This is a genomic window from Thermococcus gammatolerans EJ3, assembly GCF_000022365.1.
Taxonomy (GTDB): Archaea; Methanobacteriota_B; Thermococci; order Thermococcales; family Thermococcaceae; genus Thermococcus; species Thermococcus gammatolerans.
This window is the reverse complement of record NC_012804.1, coordinates 1,628,319-1,654,139: the sequence shown is the minus strand read 5'-3', so window position 1 is coordinate 1,654,139 and position 25,821 is coordinate 1,628,319. Positions and strand designations below refer to the sequence as shown.

At 55.9% G+C, this 25,821-nt stretch carries 23 protein-coding genes; 12 read left to right on the top strand and 11 right to left on the bottom strand.

From position 1 onward, the window contains the following. Nucleotides 1-124: 124 nt before the first annotated feature. From TGAM_RS08810 to TGAM_RS08790, 5 genes are read left to right on the top strand one after another with little or no spacing between them, the layout of a single operon-like run. Complete coding sequence (locus TGAM_RS08810) at nucleotides 125-1,801, top strand: ATP-binding protein (protein ID WP_048811310.1); 1,677 nt, start codon at nucleotides 125-127, stop codon at nucleotides 1,799-1,801. Nucleotides 1,802-1,810: 9 nt separating this feature from the next. After that, entirely contained in the window at nucleotides 1,811-3,199 is a 1,389-nt protein-coding gene (locus TGAM_RS08805) for a metallophosphoesterase family protein (protein WP_015859354.1), read from the top strand. After that, nucleotides 3,196-5,853 carry a DNA double-strand break repair ATPase Rad50 gene (gene rad50, locus TGAM_RS08800; RefSeq protein ID WP_015859353.1) on the top strand — a complete coding sequence of 886 codons (2,658 nt, stop codon included), beginning with the start codon at nucleotides 3,196-3,198 and terminating at the stop codon, nucleotides 5,851-5,853. Before TGAM_RS08805 ends, rad50 begins: the two co-directional genes overlap by 4 nt. After that, nucleotides 5,840-7,078 (top strand): DNA double-strand break repair nuclease NurA, encoded by a 1,239-nt coding sequence (locus TGAM_RS08795; RefSeq protein ID WP_015859352.1) that lies wholly within the window; start codon nucleotides 5,840-5,842, stop codon nucleotides 7,076-7,078. Before rad50 ends, TGAM_RS08795 begins: the two co-directional genes overlap by 14 nt. A gap of 5 nt (nucleotides 7,079-7,083) precedes the next feature. Beyond that, on the top strand, nucleotides 7,084-7,860 hold the full coding sequence (locus TGAM_RS08790; protein ID WP_015859351.1) for a DUF72 domain-containing protein: 777 nt from the start codon (nucleotides 7,084-7,086) through the stop codon (nucleotides 7,858-7,860). Nucleotides 7,861-7,875: 15 nt separating this feature from the next. Here the strand turns inward: TGAM_RS08790 and TGAM_RS08785 are convergent, their stop codons facing one another. Together TGAM_RS08785 and TGAM_RS08780 are read right to left on the bottom strand one after the other, a co-directional pair. Further along, nucleotides 7,876-8,067, bottom strand: a complete 192-nt coding sequence (locus tag TGAM_RS08785) for a 50S ribosomal protein L37e (protein WP_015859350.1) — start codon at nucleotides 8,065-8,067, stop codon at nucleotides 7,876-7,878. Nucleotides 8,068-8,092: 25 nt separating this feature from the next. Further along, the gene (locus tag TGAM_RS08780; RefSeq protein ID WP_014122271.1) at nucleotides 8,093-8,323 is read right to left on the bottom strand and encodes an LSm family protein; all 231 of its coding nucleotides are present in this window, start codon (nucleotides 8,321-8,323) and stop codon (nucleotides 8,093-8,095) included. 150 nt (nucleotides 8,324-8,473) lie between these two features. On the opposite strand from TGAM_RS08780, the gene glyS reads away from it, so the two are divergent. Then, nucleotides 8,474-10,186, top strand: a complete 1,713-nt coding sequence (gene glyS / locus TGAM_RS08775; RefSeq protein ID WP_015859349.1) for a glycine--tRNA ligase — start codon at nucleotides 8,474-8,476, stop codon at nucleotides 10,184-10,186. Between the two features lie 14 nt (nucleotides 10,187-10,200). On the opposite strand, the gene TGAM_RS08770 is transcribed toward glyS, so the two are convergent. Continuing rightward, nucleotides 10,201-10,905, bottom strand: a complete 705-nt coding sequence (locus TGAM_RS08770) for an RAD55 family ATPase (RefSeq protein WP_048811309.1) — start codon at nucleotides 10,903-10,905, stop codon at nucleotides 10,201-10,203. A gap of 170 nt (nucleotides 10,906-11,075) precedes the next feature. Between TGAM_RS08770 and TGAM_RS08765 the strand changes: the two genes are divergently transcribed. Continuing rightward, nucleotides 11,076-11,603: a CBS domain-containing protein gene (locus tag TGAM_RS08765; RefSeq protein ID WP_015859347.1), complete on the top strand. Its 528-nt coding sequence runs from the start codon at nucleotides 11,076-11,078 to the stop codon at nucleotides 11,601-11,603. Then, complete coding sequence (locus tag TGAM_RS08760; protein WP_015859346.1) at nucleotides 11,561-12,895, top strand: cation:proton antiporter; 1,335 nt, start codon at nucleotides 11,561-11,563, stop codon at nucleotides 12,893-12,895. The genes TGAM_RS08765 and TGAM_RS08760 overlap by 43 nt, the downstream gene beginning before the upstream one ends. Before the next feature lie 2 nt (nucleotides 12,896-12,897). Here TGAM_RS08760 and TGAM_RS11290 read toward each other — a convergent pair whose 3' ends face one another. The 8 genes from TGAM_RS11290 to TGAM_RS08725 form a co-directional block, all read right to left on the bottom strand. Then, the gene (locus TGAM_RS11290) at nucleotides 12,898-13,074 is read right to left on the bottom strand and encodes a hypothetical protein (protein ID WP_015859345.1); all 177 of its coding nucleotides are present in this window, start codon (nucleotides 13,072-13,074) and stop codon (nucleotides 12,898-12,900) included. 33 nt (nucleotides 13,075-13,107) lie between these two features. Continuing rightward, complete coding sequence (locus tag TGAM_RS08755) at nucleotides 13,108-15,000, bottom strand: aldehyde ferredoxin oxidoreductase family protein (protein ID WP_015859344.1); 1,893 nt, start codon at nucleotides 14,998-15,000, stop codon at nucleotides 13,108-13,110. Between the two features lie 213 nt (nucleotides 15,001-15,213). Next, nucleotides 15,214-15,975: a molybdopterin-binding protein gene (locus TGAM_RS08750; protein ID WP_015859343.1), complete on the bottom strand. Its 762-nt coding sequence runs from the start codon at nucleotides 15,973-15,975 to the stop codon at nucleotides 15,214-15,216. Nucleotides 15,976-16,151: 176 nt separating this feature from the next. Next, nucleotides 16,152-16,898 carry a hypothetical protein gene (locus tag TGAM_RS08745; RefSeq protein WP_148206299.1) on the bottom strand — a complete coding sequence of 249 codons (747 nt, stop codon included), beginning with the start codon at nucleotides 16,896-16,898 and terminating at the stop codon, nucleotides 16,152-16,154. A gap of 43 nt (nucleotides 16,899-16,941) precedes the next feature. Continuing rightward, nucleotides 16,942-17,727, bottom strand: a complete 786-nt coding sequence (locus TGAM_RS08740) for an isopentenyl phosphate kinase (RefSeq protein WP_015859341.1) — start codon at nucleotides 17,725-17,727, stop codon at nucleotides 16,942-16,944. Further along, nucleotides 17,724-18,728: a mevalonate kinase gene (locus TGAM_RS08735; protein WP_015859340.1), complete on the bottom strand. Its 1,005-nt coding sequence runs from the start codon at nucleotides 18,726-18,728 to the stop codon at nucleotides 17,724-17,726. The genes TGAM_RS08740 and TGAM_RS08735 overlap by 4 nt, the downstream gene beginning before the upstream one ends. A 37-nt stretch (nucleotides 18,729-18,765) precedes the next feature. Beyond that, nucleotides 18,766-19,140 (bottom strand): type VII toxin-antitoxin system MntA family adenylyltransferase antitoxin, encoded by a 375-nt coding sequence (gene mntA, locus TGAM_RS08730; RefSeq protein ID WP_015859339.1) that lies wholly within the window; start codon nucleotides 19,138-19,140, stop codon nucleotides 18,766-18,768. A gap of 31 nt (nucleotides 19,141-19,171) precedes the next feature. Then, entirely contained in the window at nucleotides 19,172-20,047 is an 876-nt protein-coding gene (locus tag TGAM_RS08725) for an MEMO1 family protein (protein ID WP_015859338.1), read from the bottom strand. Nucleotides 20,048-20,302: 255 nt separating this feature from the next. Between TGAM_RS08725 and udp the strand changes: the two genes are divergently transcribed. From udp to TGAM_RS08705, 4 genes are all read left to right on the top strand, one after another. After that, nucleotides 20,303-21,136: a uridine phosphorylase gene (udp, locus tag TGAM_RS08720; RefSeq protein ID WP_048811307.1), complete on the top strand. Its 834-nt coding sequence runs from the start codon at nucleotides 20,303-20,305 to the stop codon at nucleotides 21,134-21,136. A gap of 1 nt (nucleotide 21,137) precedes the next feature. Next, nucleotides 21,138-22,313 (top strand): hypothetical protein, encoded by a 1,176-nt coding sequence (locus TGAM_RS08715; protein WP_015859336.1) that lies wholly within the window; start codon nucleotides 21,138-21,140, stop codon nucleotides 22,311-22,313. 116 nt (nucleotides 22,314-22,429) lie between these two features. Beyond that, entirely contained in the window at nucleotides 22,430-23,188 is a 759-nt protein-coding gene (locus TGAM_RS08710) for a hypothetical protein (protein WP_015859335.1), read from the top strand. 65 nt (nucleotides 23,189-23,253) lie between these two features. Further along, a complete protein-coding gene (locus tag TGAM_RS08705; RefSeq protein ID WP_015859334.1) occupies nucleotides 23,254-25,770 on the top strand; it encodes a CDC48 family AAA ATPase in 2,517 nt (838 codons plus the stop codon). Nucleotides 25,771-25,821 lie beyond the last annotated feature (51 nt).

Genomic DNA, 25,821 nt, shown 5'->3' with positions numbered 1-25,821 from the left:
CTCATCACCACTCAGCCGGGAGTAGTTCGTCATCGGGCGTGGGGTTTTAGTGGCTCCCATAAAAACCCTTTCGGGCATCCGAAAGGTTTTTGTCCTCACGGGAAAATCAACTCAAGGTGGTAATATGGAGGGGCCCGACGCTTCGGTTGGAATCGTGTTCGGTGAATCGAGCACCGACCACTTCACGTTCATAGTCAACCCTAGGAACGAGCTCCCGCGCTTCGGCGAGTTCCTTGTCGTTAAAAACCGGGAGGGAGACGAGGTTTTAGCCCTGCTCAAATCCATAAGAAACCTCAACTGGCTTATGGAAGCTGGAAGGGGAAGCTACGACTACGTTGAAAAGACAGTCAACGTTTTCTCGCGCGGAATTCTCGACAAGAGCGAGGAGATATTGGCTACGGCCAAGGTTCTCGGCGTTCTCAGAACTAGGGACGGCGAGTTTCTGCCAAAGCCCGCCCCGAACCGCGTCCCTATAAAGCCAGGCGAGAAGGTTTACCTCGCGAGGGACGAGGACCTGGAGAGAATATTCGCAAACGGCCACCTCAGGGTTGGAAAGCTCATCGCGAGGGGCAACATAGAGGTTCGCCTCGACGCCAACAGGCTCGTTTCGAGGCACTTCGCGGTTTTGGCCGTTACCGGAGCGGGCAAGTCAAACACGATAGCCGTTCTCACCAAGGAGCTCGTTGACAACGTTAACGCCACCGTCGTAATCCTCGACCCTCACGGCGAGTACCAGAGGTTGAGCTGGCCAGGGGCAAAGGTCAACCCGATAAAGGCCACTATAGACCCCGGGAGAATAAGGCTGAGCGAGCTGGCAACGCTCCTCGGCATAGCCGAAAACGCGAGCCTCCAGAGGCGCTTCCTCGGGCTCGTTTACCGAACAGTCAAGGAGGAGATGAGACGGGACGGAAAGGTCGTCGGCGGTCTGCCCTTCCTCGAAGCGATGGAGGACAAGATAGAGGAGTGGATTAGGGTTTACGAGAACTCGGAGAGCAAGGAGGACAGGGTCATCCACTACTACAACGAGAAGGGCATAGAGATGCCGAGGAAGATTCAACAGAGGGATTTGGAGGCCCTGATAAGGCTGAAGGACTACATAGGCGAGCTGAAAGCTAATTTCGGCGAGTTCATAAGCCCGGTAGATGTGCTCGGCGAGATAAGGCCCGGCATGGTGAACGTCATAGACCTCAGCGGGATGGAAGAGGAGCAGATGATAACGCTCGCGAGCTTCGTCCTGAGGGGAATCCTCAAGAACCGCATTGAGTACCTCAAGGCCGTCAGAACCAACGACAGGCTCACCGCGAGGGAGATACTCGAAGCCTACCCCGCAATAAGGAAGCCAATCCTCGTCATAGTTGAAGAAGCCCACATATTCGCGCCGAGGGGCGAGAAGAACCCCGCAACCCTGTGGCTCGGCAAGATAGCCCGAGAGGGGAGAAAGTTCGGCGTGGGCCTTGGAATAGTGTCCCAGAGGCCGAAGAAGCTCGACGACGACATACTCAGCCAGACCAACACAAAGATAATCCTCAAGCTGGTTGAGCCCAACGACCAGCGCTACGTCCAGCAGGCGAGCGAGCAGATAAGCGAGGACCTGCTGAGCGATATAGCCTCGCTGGGCGTCGGCGAGGCGGTGATAGTGGGCTACGCAATCACGATTCCGGCGATGGTGAAGGTTTATAACTTCGAGAAGGACTTCAACGGCCACTATGGAGGAAGGGACATAGACATCGTCGAGGAGTGGCTCGAGGGGAAGGAGGAAGAGGTGAGCGAGGAGGAGGCGATAGCTTCCCTCCCCCTGTGAGGTGTTAAGATGAGGTTCGCGCACATAGCCGATGCCCATCTCGGCCGGGAGCAGTTCAACCAGCCCTTCCGCTACGAGGACTACGTTAAAGCGTTTCGTGAGGCCGTCGAGAAGGCCGTTAAGGCCAGGGTGGACTTCATACTCATCGCCGGAGACCTCTTCCACGTGAGCAGGCCGTCGCCTAAGGCCCTGCGCGATGCGGTCGAGATACTCGAAATCCCGAGGAGAAAGGAAATCCCTGTCTTCGCCATCGAGGGCAACCACGACAAGACGATTAGAGAGGCTTCCGTCTTCGACCTGCTCGAACACCTCGGCCTAATCAGGACCCTCGGCCTCAGAAGAGAGGAAAAGCGGGACGAGTTCCTGCGGAGCAAAAAGATTGCCGACCGCTACCTCGTCTGGGCAGAGGTCGGAGACCTCAAAATCTACGGCTTAAGACATCACACGCGCTGGCAGCTCATAAGGGGTAACACCAACGTCCTGAAGGCCCTCTTCAAGAGGGGAGACATCCTGATGCTCCACCAGGCGGTTGACTACCTCGCTAAGGACACACCGTATCAGGACGCCTTCGACCTCAAGCTCAGCGAACTCCCTGATAACTTCTCCTACTACGCCCTCGGACACATACACGTGAGAAAGCTGGCCGAGCCCGAGCAGACGGGTCTAAAGGGCCCGATAGCATATCCTGGCTCCACCGAGAGAACCGACGTGAGGGAGGCGAGCCACGTAGTAGTTTACGGCGAGAGGGACAGAAAGCCGAAGCTCCGCGAGAACCCCCAGCCTAAGGGCTTCTACATCGTTGAGGACTTCCGGCCGGAGTTCGTCGAGGTCGAGACGAGGCCCTTCTACCGCGTTACGGTTTCGGGAAACTCCAAGGCCGAGCTCAGGAGGAAGGTGGAGGAGGTAGCGGGTCTGATTCCAAAAGATGCGGTGGCAATCATCTACCTTGAGGGAACGGTGAAAGGTGGCGTTAGTTTAGCTGAGTTCAACGACCTGCTGAAGGGCTCTGGCATAGCCTACTACGCCTTCAGGAGCAGGGTCACGGGCGAGGCGATAATCTCTAAGGAGCGCGTGGGCGAGGAGATACTGACCGAGTGGGAGAGGGAGCTCTTCCTCCACCTGCGGAGTGAACCAAAGGAGTTCCCGCTCGACGAGTTCATGGACTGGCTCCTTGAGAAGTACCGCCTCGGCGTTCCGGAAGGGATGAGTGCAAGGGCCCGCAAACCAGTGGAAGAGCCGAAGAAACCAGAAAATGCCGAAGAGAAACGGCCGAAAGGGGAAAAGCGCGTGAAAGCAACTCCAAAGAAGGAGAAAATAGAGAAGCCCAAAACCGAGAAGAAAACGAGACCGGCAAAGCCGTCGAGCCTCGATGCGTGGCTCAGGGGTGGCAGGCAATGAGGGTCAGGAAAATCGAGATTCGGAACTTCAGGGCCCACAGGAAAAGCATTGTTGAGTTCAGCGACGGCATAAACCTGATAATCGGCCAGAATGGAGCCGGGAAGAGCTCAATCCTTGAGGCCATCTTTGCCTCGCTTTACCTCGGACACCCGAGCTTCCCGAAGGGCTATCTGAAGGCCAACGCCCGCGTCGGAACCGGGGAGCTTTCCCTGGGCCTGGAGTTCGAGCACAACGGCAAAACCTACCGCATAACCCGGACGACGAAGAAGAGCGAGCTCCTCGAGAACGGAAAACTTATTGCGGAGAAGAGCTCCGAGGTAGCGCGCTGGGTCGAGAGGAACGTTTACCCCCTGCAGGTCTATACGAACGCCCTCTACATCCGACAGGGCGAGATTGAGGGCATAATCACCAACCGCGAGGTCATGGAAAAGGTTCTGCGCAAGGTTCTCGGCATAGAGGACTACGAGAACGCCGAGAGGAACTCGGCAGAGGTAATCCGCGAGCTGAAGAGGAGAAGGGAGAACCTGAAGAAGCTCATCGAGAGGAAAGCTGAAGTCGAAGACAGGCTGAGCGAGGCAGGGAAGAGGTTTGCCGAGACGCTGAGGAGGATTAGTGAGCTGAGGAAGAGGGAAAGGGAGCTTTCGGCCGAGGTGGAGAAGCTTTCCAAGCTCTATCAAGAGATGAAGGAAAGAAAGGAGCTGATAGCCGGCCTCGAGAAGAGAATAGCTCTCCTCGAAAAATCGCTGGCGAGCGAGGAGGAACTTTTGAAGGAGAGGGAGAAGAGGATAGAGGAGCTGAAGCTCGAGCTGGAGGAGCTGGAGGAGAAGAGGGCGAGGCTTGAGGAGTTAAAACCTCTCGCCGAGGAGTACATTGAGCTGGGCAAGCTTTTGAAGCTGAAGGACGAGCTCTCGAATGTTGAGGTTGGGCTTTCATCGCTAAGGGAAAAGCTCCGCTCCCTCGAGAGAGAAATGGAGAAGCGAGAGGAGCTGGAAAGGAAACTTGGGGAGCTGAAGAAGAAAGAGGTAGAGACGAGGAGGGAATACGAGAGGCTCAAGGAGAGGCACAAGCTCTACCAGCGCGCCCTGTCAATCCTCGGCGAGGCCGAGAAGCACAGGAAGGAGCTTGAGAGGGCCGGCTACACCGTCGAGAAGCTTGAAAAGGAACTCAAAGAAATCGAGAAAGCCAAGGAGGAGCTTGAAAGGCTCCGCGAGGAGATTTCAAAGGTCAGGGAGAGAATAGCCTCGCTGAGGGGCAAAAGGGCCGAGCTTGAGGCGAACATGGAGAGACTGGAAGGGGCCAAAATCTGTCCCCTCTGCAGAAGACCCATAGACGAGCACGAGGAAGGCGAAATCCTGGCCGAGTACAGGGCCGAGATTTCGAGGATTGAGAGTGAAGTTAAAACCTTCGGGGAGAAGCTTGAGGAGCTGAGGAAGCGCGAGGTCGAGCTAAGGAAGCTCCTCGCGAGGGAGCCGAAGCTGATTCGCCTCAAGAAGACGGCCGATTTGCTCAGAGAGGCGGAGGAGAAGCTTGAGGAGCTCGGCGTTGAGGAGCTTGAGAGGGACGCGAAGCTCTTCGAGGAAACGAAGGAGAAGCTCATCGGCCTCAAGAAGGAAATCAGAAACGTTAAGGAGAGGCTTGAGGAGCTTGAGGGCCTTGAGAAGGAAAAGAGGGCTGTAGAGAAGGAACTCCACACCCTTGAGGAGAGAAAGGCCGACATTCTAAAGAGGCTCTCCGAGAGGGGATTCAGCTCCTTTGATGAGGTCGAGGAGAGGATTGGGGAGCTTGAGAAGCCCTACCGCGAGTTCCTCTCGCTGAAGGACATTCCGAGGAGGATTGAGGCCCTCGAGAAGAAGCTCGACATCGAGCAGAGGAAGGCCGATGAGTCAAGGGCGAACATAGCGCGCTTAAAGGCCGAGCTCGAAAAGGCGAGAAAAGAGCTGGAAGAAGCCAGGAAGGAATTCTCGGAGGAGGACTTTGAGAGGGCCGAGAGGGAATACCTTGAGAAGTCGAGAGCCCTTGAGAGGGCGAGGGCCGAGCTTGAGGGAGCGGAGAGCCTGAGGGACGAGATAGCCCGCTTAATAGACGAGCTGAAGGCGAACCTCGGGGAGATTGAGAAGGCCGAGAGGGAGCTCGAGCTCATCGAGAAGGCGCTGGCAGACCTGACGGCCTTCAGGGAAAAGATAGCCCGGCTGAAGGCGGAGGAAGAGCTTAGAGGGCTTGAAGAGGTGCAGAAGCTGGCTGGGGAGCTGTTCTCGGAGATGACCGAGGGCAAGTATCAGGGGATAAGGCTGAGGCGCGAGAAGCGCTATGGGAAAGAGCGGATTGAGCTTAAAGTCCTCTACGCGGGCAACGAAGTTGGAATAGACTTCCTCAGCGGTGGGGAGAGGATAGCGCTCGGTCTGGCCTTCCGCCTTGCCCTCTCGCTCTACAAGGTGGGCAACCTTGAGCTCCTCATACTGGACGAGCCAACGCCCTTCCTCGACGAGGAGAGGAGGAAGAAGCTCGTGGAGATTATATCGAGCCAGCTGAGAAAAATACCTCAGGTAATCATCGTCTCGCACGACGAAGAACTGAAGGACGCGGCCGATTACGTGATAAGGGTTACCAACGCCGGTGAAGCGAGGGTGGAGGTGGAGAGCCTTGGAGCGTATTGACGACAGGCACCTCGAGGAAATCAGGCACTTCCTCAGGGAGAGCAGGAAGGAGCTCGGAAAGCTCGTCCCCCTCGTGAGGAAGCACTACCGCTGGGAAGACCTTCCAGAGCCGAAGAAGACGAGGGTTTACGCCGTTGACGGGAGCAGGATGGCCAGAAGGCTCAGCGGGGCGATAATCTACGCCGTCTCCGCATCAGCGGTCGGCGACGACCTCTACTACTGGAACGACATCGGGGCGCTCTTCCCCTACAGCAACGCCGATGATAGAATAAGGGTTCATATGGACACACTGGAGAAAAGAATGGGCGCTCTCGTCGGGGAAATGTCAGACCTCGTGCTCATGGACGGCACGATAAGCGGGGCCCTCATAAGACCGCCGAGCTACGCCAACTCAACTACGAACCAGCTCTACGAAAGGCACGGGAGGACGCTTTTGGAGGCCTCGATGGACTTCCTTGATGCCCTCAATCTCAAGTGGAAGGAGTGGAAGCGGGAGCTCAAAAAGGGCGTCATCTCGGGTCCATCTCTACTCGCGCGCGGGAGGGAAGGGAAGTCAATCTTCAAAATACTGGAGGAGAAGGGCTCACGGAGCATTCGCGGGAAAATCTGGTGGGTTGTAGATGCCGAAAACCTGATAGTCCTCTTCGAGTACCTCGAGTACCTCCACGCCCTCGACAGGCTTTTGGAAAACGAGATAGCCTCGATAGCGAAGACCTTCTACCGCTCGGACGTCATAGGGACGGTAGCCGAGAGGGAGAAGCTGAAGAGGGTTCCGATAATGGTGGACACACCGGTCGTGGCCTCGCTGACCGATAAGAGCGGTTACCTGCGCTTCTCGTCGAAGGTCGGCAAGAAGGAGGCCCTCGCCGGGCTAATCCTCGACCTCATGGAGCACGGCTTTTTCGAGAACCTTCGCGAGATTCTCGTCCTCGACGGAAGGAAGATAGAGGGCGCGAGGATACGGCCGGCCTACGTCCGGTTTGCCGATGGAGGACTCATATACCTTCTCGAGGTTCCGGAGAAGCAGGACTTCGAGGATACCCTCGCGAAAATCCTCTCGGTGGCCGAAGATGAGTACGTGATTCCGCTCGAGTACGCGCACCACTCGGTCGTAATCAAGAAGAGGGAGTTCGACGCGTACGTCGACGCAATCCTGAGCGCGATAGTCGGGGAGGATGAGGCTTACCTGAACTTCCTGCGCTACGGAAGGGAACCGCTGGAGTGATGGAGATGATTAAGGTCGGAACCTGTGGCTTCTGCGAGGGAAGGTCGAAATATTTCCGGGACTTCGATGCCGTTGAGGTTCAGCAGACCTTTTACCGAATCCTCCAGGAGAAAACCCTTGAGCGCTGGAGGAAGGAAGCTCCTGAGGGCTTCATCTTCGCGATGAAGGCCTTTCAGGGCGTAACGCACCCGCCGAACAGCCCAACGTGGCGGAGGAGCAACGTTAGGCCGAGCAAAAACGTCGGCCTTTTGAGGCCAAACAGCGACGTCCTTCACTTCTGGCGCCTGACGCTGAAGGAGGCTGAACTTCTCGGCGCGCGCTTCATTCTCATTCAGTTGCCGAAGAGCTTCAAGGAGAACGAGGAGAGCTTCGCCAACGCGGAAAGATTCTTCGAGATGATTGACAGGGGAAACTTCGAGATAGCCGTTGAGCTGAGGGGCTGGAGCGAGAAGGGCGTTAAGCGCTTCGTTAGAGCCTTCGACGTCATAGACGTGACCGACCCGCTCGTGAGGATTCCGCTCCACAGGGGCGAGACGAACTATTACAGGCTTCACGGGCGCTACGAGAACGGGAGGATAATTTACCGGCACTCCTACAGCGATGAGGAACTGCAGAAAATCAGGGAGCGCGTCCTCGGCTGGAACAGAAATGAGAGCTTCGTCTTCTTCAACAACACCGACATGTGCAGGGACGCGAAGAGGTTCAAGGAAATCCTGTTAGAGCTCAGGCACGGGTCCAGCTCATCACCGTCAGCCGGGGAGACCAGCGCTCATCATCGCTAGAAAAGAAAAGAGGGTTCAGTAGGAGAGGTTCCTCTTCTTCTTCCACTTGTGGCTCCAGCTGTACTTCCTCATTCTCCTGCTCCTGCCAAAGCCACAGGCGGCGCAGTAGCCCTTCTTGACGTTAAAGGCCCTCCTACCACAGCGCCTGCACCTTATGTGAGTTGGAGTCCTGTTGCGCTTGCCCTTCGGCGCGGTTCCGGCTCCCATGATCTCACCCCGCTAAGGTTTGTGCTCACTCGATATCAACCGGGGAGATCGCGAGAACGTTGTCTCCCCTCACGACGATTTTACCGTAGCTCTTAACGACCTCGCCGTCCTGGATGTAGTCGGCTCCGGCGAGGACGACGTTCAGGTGGATGTCGTAACCGATGAGCTTGCCCCTAAACTCGCCACCCCTCTTGAGGAGCACGAGGACGTCCTTGTCGAGGGACCTGTGAATAACATCGAGTGGTCTTTCCGCCATTTTCACGCACCTCCAAACAATCAAAGCTCATAGCCTAAACGACGGAAACGGTTTATAACTCTTTCCGTTTTTGGACTTTGTCAGAATTCCAAAGGGAGCCCCAAAACCTTTTTATGAAATTCGTCCGCTCAACTTTCAGGTGGTGAGCCCATGGGAGAGAAGCCCGACAAGTACGAGATTCTTCAGGATTTGATGAGGAGACGAGGCTTCGCGTGGGGTAGCTTTGAAATCTACGGCGGTTCACGCGGATTCTACGACTACGGTCCGCTCGGCGCGACTATAAAGAGGAAGATAGAGCAGAAGATCAGGGAGGCCTTTCAGAGGGAGGGCTTCTTCGAGCTCGAAACGCCCGACATAACGCCCGAGAAGGTCTTCATCGCGAGCGGACACGTTGAGAAGTTCGTTGACCCTCTCGTCGAGTGCAGGAAGTGCGGCGCAAGGTTTAGGGCCGACCACATCATTGAGGAAGCCCTCGGGATGGACGTTGAAGGTTTATCCGCCGAAGAACTCACGAAGCTCATCCGCGAGCACGACATTCGCTGTCCCGAGTGCGGCGGCGAGCTGAGCGACGTGTGGTACTTCAACCTCATGTTCGAGACGAAAATCGGCCCCTACGGCGACCAGAAGGGCTACCTGAGGCCCGAGACGGCCCAGGGCATCTTCGTGAACTTCAAACGCTTAAACGCTTTCGCGAGGAACAAGCTCCCCTTTGGCGTATTCCAGATAGGCAAAGCCTATCGCAACGAGATTTCGCCGAGGCAGGGTATGTTAAGGCTCAGGGAGTTCACGCAGGCGGAGGCGGAGATATTCTTCAACCCCAGCGAGACAGAGCACCCGCACTTCGACGAGGTCAAGAATGAAAAGCTCAGGCTCTACCCGATAGAGCACCAGCTCAAGAACCTCGGCGAGATCGAGCTCACAGCCGAGGAGGCGGTAAAGAAGGGCTACATTATGAACACCTTCTTCGCCTACTACATGGTCATGGTGAAGCGCGTCCTCCTCGACATCGGCATCCCGGAGGACAAGATACGCTTCCGCCAGCAGCTCCCCGAGGAGCGCGCCCACTACTCCCGCGACACCTGGGACGCGGAAGTCCACAGCGAGCGCTTCGGCTGGGTCGAGTGCGTTGGAATAGCGAACAGGGGAGACTATGACCTGAGCAGGCACATGCGCGAGAGCGGGGCCGACCTTACGGTGCTAATCCACTACGACGAGCCGAAGATAGTCAAGAGGCTGGAGGTCAGCCTGAACCTCAAGCGCGTCGGCCCGAAGCTTAGGAAAGACGCCAAGAGGATAAACGAGCTGATAAAAAGCTGGAACGAGGAGAAGAAGCGTGAGCTGGTCGAAATCCTTGGGAAAGAGGGCAAAATCACGATAGAGGGCTACGAGCTTGAGAAGGACGACTTCATAATAAGGGAAGTCGAGGAGAAGATTACCGGCGAGAAGATAGTACCCCACGTCCTTGAGCCGAGTTTCGGCATAGACAGGCCCTTCTACCTGCTCCTTGAGAACAGCCTCGTCATCGAGGAGGACAGGACTTACCTCAAGCTCAAGAAGGACATGGCGCCGATTGAGGTTGCCGTTTTGCCCCTCGTCGCCAAGGAGCCTCTCAAGAGCATCGCCTACGAAATCTTTAGAAAGCTCCAGAAGGCGGGTTTCATAGTCGTCTACGACGAGAAAGATACAATCGGAAGGCGTTACCTCCGCTACGACGAGATTGGAACGCCCTACTGCGTGACGATAGACAACCAGACGCCCGAGGATAGCACGGTGACGATCCGCGACCGCGACACGAGGGAGCAGGTAAGGGTGAGCATCGAGGAGCTACCTTCAAAGCTCAGGGAGCTGATCTTCGGGGAGTAGCCCCTTTTCTCCCTTTAAATAAACACTGTCTCCTCGGGGAATACCTGTATCCCCTGGTTCGTTATCTTGTATGGCCTCATAACCTCGTCGAAGGCTGAACCCCTGAACTTGGTTATCTGAATTGCCCTAACGATCTTATCCCCTGACTCGACTCTGAGGAGCCTGATCACGCCGCTGACAAGGTACTTCTCCACGTCGCTTTTTTCAACTTCTGCAGTCATCAACACCGTGACGTTGTACCTCCTGAGAGTCTTCAGGAAGGCGAGAAATATCTTTCTGTACTCGAGTTCATTCGGCACGGTGAGCTTGACCATCGTTATCGGATCGATGACCACCCTTTGATAGTCCCTCTTCCTGAGCTCCGCGCTCAGGGAGTTGAGCAGTCTCTCAAAGCTCTCGCCGAATTCGATGTCAGGGCTTTCGGAGAATACGACGCTTCTCTCAGGGTTCACAGGGGTCGCGTCCACGATCTTGAAGTTCCCGCTCCCAACGTTGAAGCCGAGTCTCGCCATGTCCTCCTTTAGCTGATCCGCAGGCTCTTCCAGAGTCACGTAGAGGGCGTTTTCGCCCCTATCGACGCCCGCCATAGCGAAGTGTGTTGCCAGGATGGTCTTTCCAGCCCCTGGAGGCCCTTCGACGAGATATGCTCTTCCCGCTATCAGGCCTCCCCCGAGCATCTCGTCAAGGCCTGCTATCCCAGTGGATACCCTCTTCACCATAGGGATCACCGTTTGGAATACTTCATTGCCTGATGGACTAAAAGGTTATAAAAAATTAGTGGCCCCTAGCACGGAAAGGTCATTTATATGCTCCTAAACGTTCATTGTGGACTTTAAATGACCAGAAAATCTTAAAGGAAGGTCTTCAAACATGAAAACCGGTGGTGACTGTGTATGACATTGAAAGGGCCCTTCAGAGTTTCCATTCCATGAAGCTGGACGACATTATGCCCCCGATAGCCTCGATGCCAGTCGTCACGGTCGATACTTCCGTTCTCACTGTACTAAAAATCCTAAGGACAAGGCACCACGTGTGGGTCGTTGAGGACAGGGAGAGCATGAGGCTCAAGGGCGTCATCAGGTACCTGGACGTCATAGACATACTCCTTCCCCCCGAGGCCTACAAGTTCAAGCTCGGGATGACCAGCAGGAGTCTGAGGTCAATACTGGGAGGGGCTGAGAAAGCCATCGACGTTGCCGAGAGGGACGTTCTCACGATCGAGAGGGACTCGACGGTTCTCGACGCCCTTCTCAAGATGAGGCGGTACAGGGCTCAGGTGCTCGCGGTCGTTGATGGCGATCGCCTGGTCGGAGAGGTCAGCCTTCGCCTCCTTATCAACGAGTTCCTTAGACTGCTGAGGGTGGGGGATGTGAAATGGACGCGACATGGCTCCTCTTCACAATCGGAATCTCCCTGATCCTGGCAAAAATAGGCGACAGCATAATCGAGAGGTTTGAACTGCCCGGTGTCCTCGGGGAGCTCCTCATGGGAATGCTCCTCGGGAACCTCGTTTACTTTGGAATCGTGGCGCCGCAATACCTTCCCATCGTCTCCGACCAAGGCTTTGAAACAACCGCCGCGGAGATCTCGGATTTTCTGGCGAAGCTCGGTATAATATTCCTCCTCTTTCTGGGCGCCCTCGATACTGACGTTGAGCAGCTGAAAAAAACCGGCCTGACGGCTACCGTTTCAACTGTGTTGGGCGTTTTCGTCCCACTGGTAATAGGCTGGTACGCCCTCATGGCCATGGGCTACCCGAGCAGGGAGGCCTTCGCCGGCGGTGTCCTGCTGACGGCTACAAGCATAGGGCTGACGGTAAGGGTCATGATGGATCTCGGCGTTCTGAGGAGTGAGGTTGGTGCGGCATCGCTGAGCGCGAGCGTCATGGACGACTTCCTCGGCATAGCGCTGGTCATCTTCGCGGTTGGAAGCGGCAGTTTGCTCGACCTGAGCGTCAAGATAGTGGCGTTCTTCATAATAACCGGCGTCCTTGGCTGGTACGTCATTGACCACTACGTCCGCTTCGCCGAGCGGCTCCACGTGGAGAAGGGCATCCTCGGGATGGCGGTTGGCATGATGTTCCTCTTCGCGGCACTGGCTGAAGGCTGGTTTGCGGCGGCCATCGAGGGTGCCTTCATGATGGGCCTGATCCTGTCCAAGCTTCCAGAGGGCAAAAGGATAATGGAGGACGTCAGGGCCATAGGATACGGCCTCCTCGTGCCTTTCTTCTTCGTGCATACCGGGGCGATGCTCGACCTCAGGGTCTTCGAGAACTGGAACGCGATTACGCTCGCAGCGGTGCTCTCAACGGTGGCGATAATCGGAAAAGTTGTGGGCAGGGGCTTTGGAGCGTGGATAACCGCGTGGGGACGCGGCAGGGACTTCCTGTTTACGAGGGATAACTTCTGGATGTCCCTCCAGATGGGAATAGGCTCGATACCTAGGACGGAGGTTGCCCTCGTCGATCTGATGGTTGCGATACAGGGTGGGGCTATCCCTCAGAAGGACGCGCCGGAGTTCATAGCAGCAACGCTGATATTCATAACGGTCTCGGTGCTGATAACGCCGCCACTCCTCAAGTGGGCCTTCAGGAGGGACATCGAGAGCGCAATCATCCAGAAGGTCGAGGAGAGGAAGAGCAGGATCTCGGAAAGGAAGAGAAAGGTCGCTCAGAAGAAGCAGGAGTCAGAACCGAAGAGTGGGGCGTGATTTTATTCCTTTTTCTGCTTTTCCGCACCCCACAGGGGCTCCCAGTCGTCGCAGACGAAGTTCATGTGGACGGTCTTCATGTGCTTCCTGCACATCCCGTAGGTCAGGAAGTAGGAGTCAATCGGCCCGAACCAGCGACAGTTCTTGCAGGCTTTTAGGTTCTCGTCCATTTTGCTCACCAGGGAGAATAAGAAGGGAGGGATAAAAAACCTTCAGATTCCAGCTCCAATGTCGTCCGCGATGTCCGGCAGGTCGAGGGCCATGAGCTTGGCCTTGGTCGGGATTCCGTCCCTGCTCCATCCGCGAGCCTGATAGTACTCGTCGAGCATCCTGTCGAGCTCCCACGGCGGGACGTGGAGGCCCTTGCTCGGCCCCTCGGGAATCGGCTCCCACATAATCCTGTAAGGTAGGGTGTCATCCTTCCTGCTGAAGCCCTCGCGGACGTTGAATGCCCTTGCGATGTTCATTATCCTCTCGCCGATGACCATCAGCTCGGCCTCGCCGATGTTCATGCCTGTGACAGCCTCGACGAGCTCTGGGAAGCCTTCAAGGAAGTACATGTGCCTTGAGAACTTGCACGTTCCCGTTGCATCGTAGATTGCCATGAGGTTCTCGTGGAAGGCAATCTCGAATCCCTTGTTCTCGCCCTTGGTCCTGTCAACGCCCTCGAACTTCCACCACTTGCCAACGAGCTCGGTTCCGTAGGCACCGCTCGTGAGGTGGTCGGCACCGCGGACGCTGACCGCGAAGGCGAGCGCCATTCCCTTGATTCCCCTGACGTCGTACGCTGGGGGCTCCATGCCCTTGACGTGCACGGCGAACTTCTCGCTTCCCCTGCCTAGGCGCTCACTTGCCCTCTTGACACCGTCGGCCAAGAGCTTTCCGAGGTTGCCCTCGCGGTAGGCCATCTTCTTGAGCGCTTCCACAGCGGCCTCGCCGTTTCCGAAGGTCAGCTCAAGGCCGTCCGCTTCCTCCTTGGTGAGAATGCCCCTCTCATAGGCCTCCATGGCCCAGGCGATGGTGACGCCAGCTGAAATCGTGTCGAGACCAAGTTCATCAGCGAGGTAGTTGAGATATGCGACTGTCTCGAAGTCGTCTATCTCAAGGACTCCACCGAAGGAGTAGAGGGTCTCGTACTCTGGACCATCTACCATGAAGGTGCCCCACTTCTCGCTCTCGACCTTGACGTACTGGCTGCACGGCTTGTTACAGAGCGGGCACGGCCTCCTTCCGACGCGGTACTTGGGAGCCCAGTAGTAGGGGTCTATTCCGATGTGCTCCCTGCCCTCCTCCTTGGCCTTCTCATAGGCCTTCTTGAAGAAGCCCATCTGCCAGTTCCTGGTCGGGAAGGTTCCCCTCTCCCTGTTCATCCAGTCGAGGAACTCACCGCTTCCGTACTCCATGTCCGCTTTAGTTGCCGGGTGGTCCTTGAAGACGAGCGCCCACTTCTTGATGAGCTCGCGGAGCTTCTCCGGATTGGCGATCGGTACCTTCTTGGTTCCCTTGACGAGGATTCCCTTGAGCTTCTTGCTTCCGAGGACTGCACCGGGGCCACCGCGAGCGGCCTGCCTCTCGTCGGTGTCTATGATTGAGATGAGGCTGAGGTTCTCTCCAGCGGGGCCAATGAAAGCGGTGGCGAAGCCCGGATACTCCTCCTTAGCCTTCTTCCTTGCCTCGCCGGTTGTGAGTCCCCAGTACTCCTTGGCCGGAACAAGCTTGACGTTGTCATCCTCGATTACGAGAAGTACGGGTTCCTCGCTCTTGCCCTCGATGATGAGGACGTCGTAGCCGGCCTTCTTAAGCTCCTCACCCATCTTCGCTCCTGCCATCGCTCTGCCGTAACCGCCGGTAAGCGGGCTCTTGAAGTTGAACGCGGTCTTTGAGCCGGTTCCGATGCCAGTTGCAACGAAGAGACCTGGCGTTATTATCATCTTGTTCTCCGGTCCGAGGGGGTCTACCTTTGCGGGAACCTCGTCGTAGAGAAGTCTCGTTCCAAACCCAACGCCGCCGAGGTACTTCCTCGGGAATTCCTCCGGGAGGGGCTCGACCTTTATCTCCCCGGTCGAAAGGTTAACACGCAGAATCTTTCCCCAGTAACCATTCATGGTGGATCACCAACGATCAGTAGTGAACTGTTTCTAATAAACCTTTTGGGTTCACAAACAGCTTTAATTTTCTCAAAACCCTAAAACACTCCCGTTTAACGAAAAAGGGCAAAGAAGCTTCCAGCTTTTGAAATCAGAGGAGGAGAACCTTCAGATTTCACGAGAATGACGAAAAATTTTTGCAGAAAAAGGCTGAAAACTTTGAACTTCCTCTCAGAGCTTCCACCGCTGAAGGGAGATGCCCCTCTCCCTGAGGAACCCCACGACCTTCTCGGCCTCCACTTCAGACTCCGCGAAGACGATGATTCCTATGTACCTGCCAAAGCCCTTCGGGGAGGAGTGGATCTTCACGTTGAACCTCTCCAGGGCTTCCCTGAGTATCGGTGCCAGCTTGCTCTCGTCGGTTATCTCCGCCAGAAACTTGAGCTGGACGAACTTTTTCTCCCCCAGCCTCGGCAGAACCTCCTTTTCGAGCATCGCCTTCATCTCCCTGGGCATTCCAGGGAGGACAAAGATCTTGGTTTTCCCATGTTCGATGTAGGCTCCCGGGGCCGCGCCCTCGCTGTTCTCAAGCGGTTCGGCCCCCTCGGGCAGGTATGCCATCTTTCTCCTAGCATCGTTCAGCTCCGGATCGTCTATCAGGCCCTTCTCGTAGAGCCTGTGATAGAACTCTCGTATTCTCTCCAGGCATTCCTCGCAGGGGACGAGCTTCTTTCCAAGAGCCTCAGCCACAGCCAGCATGGTGACGTCATCGTGAGTCGGCCCCAGACCGCCGGAAATCACAAGAACCTCGGGTTTTCTTTCCAGGATCTCCAGAACGGCCGCTTTTATATCTCCCACGTCGTCGCCAACGGTGGTTATCCTTCTCACCCAGTAGCCGCGCTCGGTCAGCTTTTTGGCTATGAAGGCGGAGTTGCTGTCAACGGTGTTCCCGGTGAGGAGTTCATCTCCAACGGTGAGAATCTCAGCGAACATGGACATCACCCAATCACACTCTCAAAACCGTTTCCCTGATCACTTAACTTAACCTTTCCGGATCTTCCCCCTTATGCAGTGCTCGATGTGCTCAACCTCCCTGATGACCGTGAGCTCCTCTTTATCAAAATCAAAAGCCTTCATTAAAACCATCGGGAAAGAGAAGACGAAAAAAGTTAAGAGGTTTCGGGTGGGCAGACGGTGACGTTCACTTTTTTCACGACCAGCCAGCCCTTTGGTTCATCAATCCAGTTACCTGGGTAGTGGGCGTTCACGGCCGATCTGAGGAATTCTAGCATTTTAGATGCTTTAATTGTGAGGTTAAACCTCGACCTGAAACCCGGGAGTATGGGGAATCCTTTGCCAAAGTCAACTGAGAGGGGGAGCACAAGATCCCGGTAGTCCCCTTTACCCGTACTGTGGAAGTAAATTACATCGAGGGTGATGTTGTTGCAGGTTCCGTAGTAGGTTACCAGTTTAAGTTCGATTTTTCCGGACTGAACCGTTGACGGAAAATCGATGGGAACTACAAAGACTCTCAATTTAGCCTGAGCGCTCCCGTTGGAAACCAAGACCTGGAACGGGTGGTAAATAATCGTGAGATTCCTCGGGCTTTCACCGTTCAATGCCACGGACAGGTTTTCGGCATCACCCAGCACAAGCCACGAATCATTGTCCTCCACCCAGCCGGGATAAACCAGAATAACCGCGTCCCTTCCGCCGGCGAGAGTTCTAACTATGCTTCCGCCTTGAAGCTCCCATTTAACAATAACGGTGTTGTCCTTAGACTGAACGCTTAGGTTCAGGTTATCAGGGGATGCGTCGAAAGCACTCAGGTAGCCACCGGAAGATGCCTTCTGAAGCCCCCAGAAAGCGAGGATAAAGAGCACCATAAAGGCTAAAGTCTTACGCAACATGGTCATCAAAGTTATCAACGTCAAGAAAAATAAAAGGATTTCGTCCCAGCTAATGTACAATCCTCGTCCCAAATCCGTCTCCCCGTATCGCCCCCTCCAGCCTTCCCGGTATTTTTCCGTTCACGAACCAGACCTCGGAAAAGCGGGCGATCTTCTTTGCCTCCCTGAGCTTGTTGCAGATCCCGCCGGTGACGTCCTTCGCCGAGCAATCCAGTCTTTCCAGGAGTGAGTCAATCTCATCCACGCTGATGTTCTGCAAGAGCCGTCCCTCCCCCGGTTTCCCATCGTAGATCCCGTCGACGTCCATGAGGAAAATAACCTTCTTCGGATTGAGCATCTTGGCGAGGTAAGTTATTATCTGGTCGCCCGAGAGGATGTCTATGCCCTTCGCCAGGTCGACCGAGACATCGCCGAATAAAACCGGAACGAACCTCAGCTTGAGGAGCTTCTTTATGACCTCCACGTCACCGTAGGCGACCTCCCCGTTCTCGGTTATGAAGACGGAAGATGTGGCTACCGGGAAAGCTGGAATGCCAACCTCCAGAAAATGATCGAGGAAGTTGTTGTTGGCCCTGAGCATTGCCTGGTGGGTTCTCGTGAATCCTATCATCCTCTCCCTCGCTACATCGAAGTCCTCCGGAAGGCCCTCGCGGATCCCGTATTTCTTGGCGTAGTGATGGCCGAAGCTCCCGCCGCCGTGAACTATCAAAAATCTCTCCGCCGGGTAGAACCTCCCGATTTCCTCTGCGAGCCCTCTCACGGTTTCGTGGTCGAAGTTCTCCGGCTCGCCATCCTTGTCGCTGAAGACGCTACCCCCGATCTTGACTATTATCACGGAATCACCTCCTCTATTCTGAGGCCCTCTTTGCTTATCTCGGTTATCATCGGCGTTCCGCCGGCTATCGTTATGGCCGTTGCCACTTCGCTCTGCTTCTCAGGCGCGAGAGCGTACATACAGCCACCTCCCCCGGCCCCGGTTATCTTGGCTCCAAGAGCCCCCGCGGTTCTGGCTGCATAAACCAGCTCGCTGAGCTTCTTGGTGGAAACGCCGAGGGCATCGAGGAGACCGTGATTAATGTTCATCAGCTTTCCAAGCCTCTCGAAGCGAATCTTCTCCTCAAGGTCGGATAGTAAGATCTCCTTCGCTTTCTCCACCACTTTACCCATCGAGAGGAGTATCGGCTCTATTATCTCGGGCATCTCCTCCCTCGTTCTCCTCACCATTGCGACGAGCTCCTTCGTTGAACCGCTTGAGCCCGTGTAACCCACAACGATTGGAAGCTCCATGAAGGGTAGAGGCTCGAACTTGCCCTTCTCGTAGTGGATGAAGCCACCTATGGCTGAGACCGTCGGGTCGATACCGCTCGATGCCCCTTGAACGAGGAGTTCAACCCTGTGGCCGAGTTTCCCGATTTCCTCGTTGGTCAGCTCGAGGCCGAGGAGCCTTGAAACCGCGCCGATTGTGGCGACGGCTACGGCTGCCGATGAACCGAGACCCGCCCCGACGGGAATCTGGGACGTTATCGAGACTGTAATTCCTCTTCCGTTCTTGTCGGCCTCCTCCCTCACGAGCTCTATCGCCTGGCGGACGTAGCTGAGGACCTCCGCGGCCTTTCCGTAGTCGCTCTCGAAGTAAATCTCGTCCTCAGAGAACGAAACGGTCAAACCAGGGACGCGTATGTCCTTGGCCTCTATCTTTATTGCACCCCTCTCGTTGAACTCGGCCCACACATAGGTTCTCAGGTTTATCGCGGCCGCTATCGCTGGTTTTCCATAGACAACGCTGTGCTCGCCGAAGAGGATAATTTTAGCCGGAGCAGATGCCAGAACCCTCATTTTTGACCCTCCAGAAGTTTCTCTATCATCTCAACCCTCATTCTATCGCCTCCAAGCCGAGGTAGTCATAGTAGTAGCGCTTGAAGTCCTCCCACTCCTTTAGCGTCTCGTAGGCGAGGTCGTAGAGGAACGTCTCGTCCCTGCAGAAGAGAACCTTTCCCCTGAGGCACTCCTTTCTGAGATAAATCGGGAGAAGCTGGAAAATCTGGACGTCGTATTCCTCCGGAAGAACTCCAAGAACGCGCATCCTGAACTCAAAGGCCTCCCTGGGAGTGCCCTCGTAGTAGACGCACAAATCGACGTCGCTGTCCTTTCTCGCCTCGCCCCTCGCGCGGGAGCCGAAGAGGATGATAAACTTCACCCGGTCGCCGCCAAGCTGGAGGATTTTTCTCACGGCATCGTCGATGTTCATGGTAGAAAATAGGTGGGAAACTATTAAAACTTCACCTCCTCATCACGATGCTCGCGTAGCCAACAACAGCCTCGGTGCTCCTGCTGATCTCGTAGCTCGTCGTGTAGTGCAAAAGCTCAGCCTCAACAGCTCCAGCGAGGCGCGAATAGACTATCGCCGTTCCAACAGCCCCCGGTCCGCACATCGTGTGCCTCATCTCGCGGAGCTCCCTGAAAAGGCCGTCAACGTCGAAGTCGAGGATTCTCCTGATGAGCCTGAAGTCCCACTCCTTTATCCTGTGCGGAAGCTCGTCGGCCCTCGCCCTGAAGGGTACGTAGCCGTAGGCCGGGCCGTAGTGCATGAAGTCCGTGCTCGCTATGACCACGACGTCCCTGCCCAACTTTTCGCTCGCCTCAAATATCGCCTTTCCAAGGGCCCTCGAAACGTCCTCGTCCTGGATTCCGAGGGTTATCGGGACGATTTTGACCTCCTTTCCAGCAAGCTCGGTGAGGTACTGGATAAAGGGCACCTGAACTTCTATCGAGTGCTCGTACTTGTGTGCTAATTCGTCCAAATCCGCTATCCCGGAGAGCTTTGCTATCTCCTTTGCCATTTCGGCGTCAACCTCTATACTCCCGAGCGGGGTGAGCCACTCACCCTCAGGATAGACCGCTATCGGCGAGCCGAGGCCTGTATGATTCGGCCCGAGGATTACGAAGGTTTCCGGCAGGCCGTCCTCGAAGATGGCCTTGTAAGTTCTCGATGCTGTATAGCCCGAGAAGATGTAACCCGCGTGGGGTGCCACTCCGGCGGTTATCCTTCTCTCGCTTCCCTCCTCGCCGAGGTCGCTGAAGAACTTCTCGAGCATCAGGATGAGCTCATCATCGGCGGGATAGAAGCTCCCCGCGACTGCCGGGTACCTAATCATCGCCACCACCTCCAGAGTTAGTTAGCGCGAGAGTTTAAATACCTTGGGTTAATTTAAGGTTCGATCCCATCAATAGTGGCGCGGCGAGCTTGCTTTTCAGCCTGACCCATAATTAGCTTCCACGACACTGGGGGAGCTACTGTGAATGTTGGCCCACCGGGGTTTTCCGCAGAGGGAAGAGCGCGGCATGGCATCACCTTTTTAGGGGATGGCGAGAAATAAATGACACAGACACAGCTTAAAAAGGTGGTTGCTATGGGTGAGAAGTTCATTTCAGCTGAGAGGCCTCAAACCGAGGAGGGCTACCAGTACCACATAGCCTGCAAGCCAGGTGATGTGGCGCGCTACGTTCTCCTGCCAGGCGACCCGGAGAGAGTGCCAAAGATAAGCTCCCTATGGGACGAAGCTAAGGAGATAGCCTTCCACCGCGAGTACAGAACGCACACCGGCAAATACAAGGGCGTCCCAATAAGCGTCACCTCGACGGGAATAGGAGGGCCTTCAACCGCTATCGCCGTCGAGGAGCTCGCGGCGATAGGCGCTGACACGTTCATAAGGGTCGGCTCGACAGGTGCAATCCAGCCGGGGATGGAGATAGGCGACCTGATTATAGCCAAGGCCGCCGTGAGGCTTGAAGGAACCTCAAAGCAGTACGTCCGCGTCGAGTATCCGGCCGTTGCTGACCTTGAGGTCACGCTCGCGCTGATTGAAGCGGCCGAAACCCTCGGCGTTAGGTATCACATTGGCATCACTGCCTCGACGGACAGCTTCTACCTCGGTCAGGGCAGGCCGGGTCTGAACGGCTACTTCCCAAGCTTCGCGAGGAACATCCTCGACGACCTCAGGCAGGCGAGGGTCACGAACTTCGAGATGGAAGCGGCTACGCTGTTCACGCTTGCCAACATCTACGGGCTTAGGGCAGGTTGCGTCTGCGCCGTCTTCGCGAACCGCGTTACGAACGAGTTCGGCAAAGCCGGGGAGAAGGAAGCCGCGATGGTCGCGAGCGAGGCGGTGAAGATACTCGCCGAATGGGACGAGGAGAAGGAAAAAGCCGGAAAGAAGGTGTGGTTCCCGGGGCTGAGGGGTTGAGATGGATGAGAAGTTAATCGACGTTAGAACCCTCCTCTCCGAGGGGAAGCTGGAAACTGCGCTGCTCATCGCGGAGAGCATTGAGGAGCCTTACTGGAGGGACTACGCCCTCAGATGGGTCGCGGAGGCCTACGCCCCTAAGAGCCCCGAAAGGGCCATTCAGATCGCGGAGACGATCTCGACCGAATCCCTGAGGGACGATACTCTCTCGGACCTCTCGTACATTTTTTCCAGGGAGGGGAAGTTCAAACTGGCCATAGACGTTGCCAGAAGGATAAAGGGGGAATTCGCCCGAAAAAAGGCCCTCCAAAGTGTTTCCACTATCTTGGCCAAGGCAATAGTTGAAAGGGGGACGGAGATAAGCCTGAGCGAGCTCGGCCTTGACGAGAGTGACGTCGAGGTCTTAAAGCCCCTTCCCGGGGGAATAAGCCTCAAGGACGGCAAGCTGATGCCCGGTGGGGAGATACTCAGGATGAAAGGGGAGTTCAGGAACGAGGTGGTCCCCCTCAACGAGTCCCCGAGAAGTCCTCCGGAAAGGCCGGACTTCGGATTTGGAGGGAGGGAGAGCCACTATTTGCTGGGCTACTTACGGCTGATCGAGGAGATGGCCAATGTTGATGAGCTTGAGTACTGGGCTGAACTCTTTGGAGAACCGATGGGGGATGAACTCCTCGAGGCTGCTGGGCTAATTTACCTTCGGGCGGGGATTCTAGGGAAAGCCCTTGAGCTTGTCAAAAAAGCCGGGAGAACTGAAGATCTTGCTTATCTGCTCGCTATCGAGGCGATTGAGAGGGGAGAGCCTGACAAACTTGCTTTTCTCTCTCCAAAGATAGGAGACCCCTTGAGGAGGTTGCTCGTCCTGCGGGAGGTTGCGGTGAGGGGACTGCTCGACAGAAATCTTGCGGAGACAGTCCTGCTACCGGAGAGCGATTACCTCCTTGCCCGCCTCCTCAAGTTCCTCGCCTTTGAGATGCTGGGGGAGGCAAAGAAGAAAAACGATCCGGAACTTTTGGGTAAGTCCCGCAGGGTATTTGAGATGGGTGTAAAAATCCAGAGGGAATTCGAGGAGAGGCTTTTCTACCAGTCTTCATCCTCCTCCCAGTCCTCGTCCTCCCACTCTTCTTCCCAGTCCTCTTCCTCGAAGTCGTCCTCCTCCCAGAGCTCCTCCTCGAGATAATCCTCATCGTCTTCGACTTTAACCTTCTTTTTGGGTGGGGACATGGAACCTACCTCACACATATTTGGGGGTGAAAGATTTAAGACTTTTCCCCGACATCCTGGCAGGGGTTAGGGATGAGGGTTGCGGTCATCACGGAGAACGCGAGGGCCTATTACCTGATCGTGAAGACCCTCAAGGCCTACGGGATAGGGTTCTACAGCCTCAGGCCAGGTGAGAAGATCCCCTTCGACGTTGAGGTCGTCCTCGTTGATGAGGCCAGCTGGGAGAAGGTGAATTTTCCTTCCAAAATCCTCGTGAAGGACGGGGGTTTTGTAGACGAGCTCCTTGCGTTTCTTGAGGGCAGGGAAAAGTTCAGGAGGATTTTCATCGCCATAGACCCAGGGGAGAGGCCCGGTGTCAGCGTCGTGGCCGACAACCGGGTTCTTGAAGTTCACAGGATGAGAAACCCGAGGGATGTTTCCATAGTTCTTGAGCTCCTCGAAAAGTACCCTGGGGCGAGAATAAAGATAGGTCACGGTGCTAGGAGGCAGAGAACGCTCACCCTTAAGGCTCTCGGCCAGGCCCTCGGCTACGACTACCGCGTTATACTCGTGAACGAGGCGAGAACTACACCAAGGGTCGGGAACACCGAGGCCCCCGGAGTTCAGGACATAGTTGCCTCGATAAACATCGGCCTCAGGGAGGGGAGAGAGACCACCATTGGCGAGCTGCTTGAGGTCAGGGAGCCAACAAAGCGCGAGATAGAGGACATCAAAAGGAGGAGCAGGGAGCTGAGCGGCAACATAACCATATCCACGAGGCTCGCGAGGGAAGTGGCCCTCGGAAACATGACGCTCGAAGAGGCTATAGAGCGGCAGAGGCGGAAAAAGTAGCGGAGGAGTTTTATACCCTTGCGTCGTAGGATCATCGTCGTGAAAAAGCATTGGAGGTGCGAGCTGTGATCTTTGGGAGAGGCGAGGAGAACGTGGAGGAAATAAAGCTCAGGGTTGCAGAGGCCCTGAAGGTGGACGTTGGCAGGGGGATAGTGAGGTTCGACAAGCAGTACCAGCGGAAGCTCGGCGTATCCACCGGGGACATAGTCGAGCTCATAGGTTCGCGCTCAACCGCCGCGATAGTGGCTAACGCTCACCCGGACGACAGGGGCCTCGACATCATTAGGATGGACGGCTACATCAGAAAGAACGCGGGGGTTAGCATAGGCGACTACGTGACGGTCAGGAAGGCCCAGGTTCAGGAGGCGAAGAAAGTTGTCCTGGCCCCGGCCCAGAAGGGGGTCATACTTCAGATACCTGGGGACATAGTCAAGCAGAACCTACTTGGGAGGCCCGTTGTGAAGGGGGACATAATAGTCGCGAGCAGCAGGGGTGAGACCGGGTATTATGGGAGTCCCCTCGATGATCTCATCAGGGGCCTCTTTGAGGCCATGCCAATTGGCTTTGGCGAGCTGAAGTTCGTGGTCGTGAACACAGTCCCCAAGGGTATTGTCCAGATAACCTATAACACCGAGGTTGAGGTTCTCCCACAGGCGGTCGAGGTACGTGAGGAGAGCATTCCGGAGGTCACATACGAGGACATCGGTGGCCTGAGCGATGCTATTCAGAAGATCCGCGAGATGGTTGAGCTCCCTCTCAAGCATCCGGAGCTGTTTGAAAGGCTGGGAATAGAACCGCCTAAGGGAGTTCTCCTCTACGGTCCGCCGGGAACGGGTAAGACACTCCTCGCGAAGGCCGTCGCCAACGAAGCCAACGCCCACTTCATAGCCATCAACGGGCCGGAGATAATGAGCAAGTTCTACGGCGAGAGCGAGGAGAGGCTCAGGGAGATCTTCAAGGAAGCCGAGGAAAACGCACCGAGCATCATCTTCATCGACGAGATAGACGCGATAGCTCCGAAGAGGGAGGAAGTTGTCGGTGAGGTCGAGAAGAGGGTTGTTTCACAGCTCCTGACGCTGATGGATGGTCTGAAGGGCAGGGGCAAGGTCATAGTCATTGCCGCAACCAACAGGCCCGACGCCATTGACCCCGCGCTGAGAAGGCCGGGAAGGTTTGACAGGGAGATTGAGGTTGGCGTTCCGGACAAGCAGGGCAGGAAGGAGATACTCCAGATACACACCAGGGGAATGCCCCTTGAGCCGTCCTTTGACAAGGAGGAAGTCTTGACGGTGCTTGACAGGCTGGCCGGGAGGACGGATAAATTCGCCGAGGAAGTTGCGGGGATAAGGCCCCTCATTGAGGCCGCCCAGAGCGAGGAGGAAATCAAGGGGATCTTGAAGAAAAACGGTGAGCTGTACTCCGAAGTGAAGGCAAAGCTGATTGACAGGATGCTCGACAGGATAGCGGACAGGACGCACGGCTTCGTTGGAGCGGACCTCGCAGCGCTCGCAAGAGAGGCCGCTATGGTCGTTCTCAGGAGGCTCATTCAGGAGGGCAAGGTGAGTCCGGAGCAGGAGCGCATTCCGCCAGAGGTTCTTCAGGAGCTCAGGGTCAGGGAGGAGGACTTCTATGAGGCCCTCAAGATGGTCGAGCCGTCAGCCCTTAGGGAAGTCTTGATAGAGGTTCCGAACGTCCGCTGGGACGACATAGGAGGCCTTGAAGACGTGAAGCAGGAACTCAGGGAGGCGGTAGAATGGCCGCTTAAATATCCCAAGGCCTTTGAGAGGCTCGGCATAACACCGCCGAAGGGAATACTCCTCTACGGTCCGCCCGGAACGGGTAAGACTCTCCTCGCCAAGGCTGTGGCAAACGAGAGCGAGGCAAACTTCATAGCCATCAGGGGGCCAGAAGTTCTCAGCAAGTGGGTCGGCGAGACTGAGAAAAGGATAAGGGAGATATTCAGGAAGGCTCGCCAGGCCGCTCCGACGGTTGTCTTCATAGACGAGATCGATGCGATAGCACCTGCCAGAGGAAGCTACGAGGGAGGAAGACACCTTGATACCCTTATCAACCAGCTCCTCACTGAGATGGATGGTATTCAGGAGAACAGCGGTGTCGTTGTCATTGGAGCTACTAACAGACCTGATATTATTGATCCAGCACTGTTGAGGCCTGGGCGCTTTGACAGGCTGATACTCGTTCCAGCGCCGGACGAGAAGGCCAGGCTGGAGATATTCAAGGTGCACACGAGGAGAGTTCCCCTTGCTGAGGACGTGGATCTTGCGGAGCTGGCAAAGAAGACGGAAGGCTACTCCGGGGCGGACATCGAGGCCCTCGTCAGGGAGGCGGCGTTGATAGCCCTCAGGAGGGCCGTTTCAAGGCTTCCAAGGGAGATCGTGGAAAAGCAGGGGGAGGAGTTCCTTGAGAGCCTGAAGGTCTCGAGGAGGGACTTTGAGATGGCCCTCCGGAAGGTCAAGCCCAGCATAACCCCCTACATGATCGACTACTACAAGAACTTCGAGGAGAGCCGGAAGAGAAGGGGCGGCAAGGAGGCCAGGGGGGTCGATTACTACACCTTCTGAGCCTTTCGAAATCTTTAAATACCCCTTTTTCAAACCGGGGTTTGAGGTTTT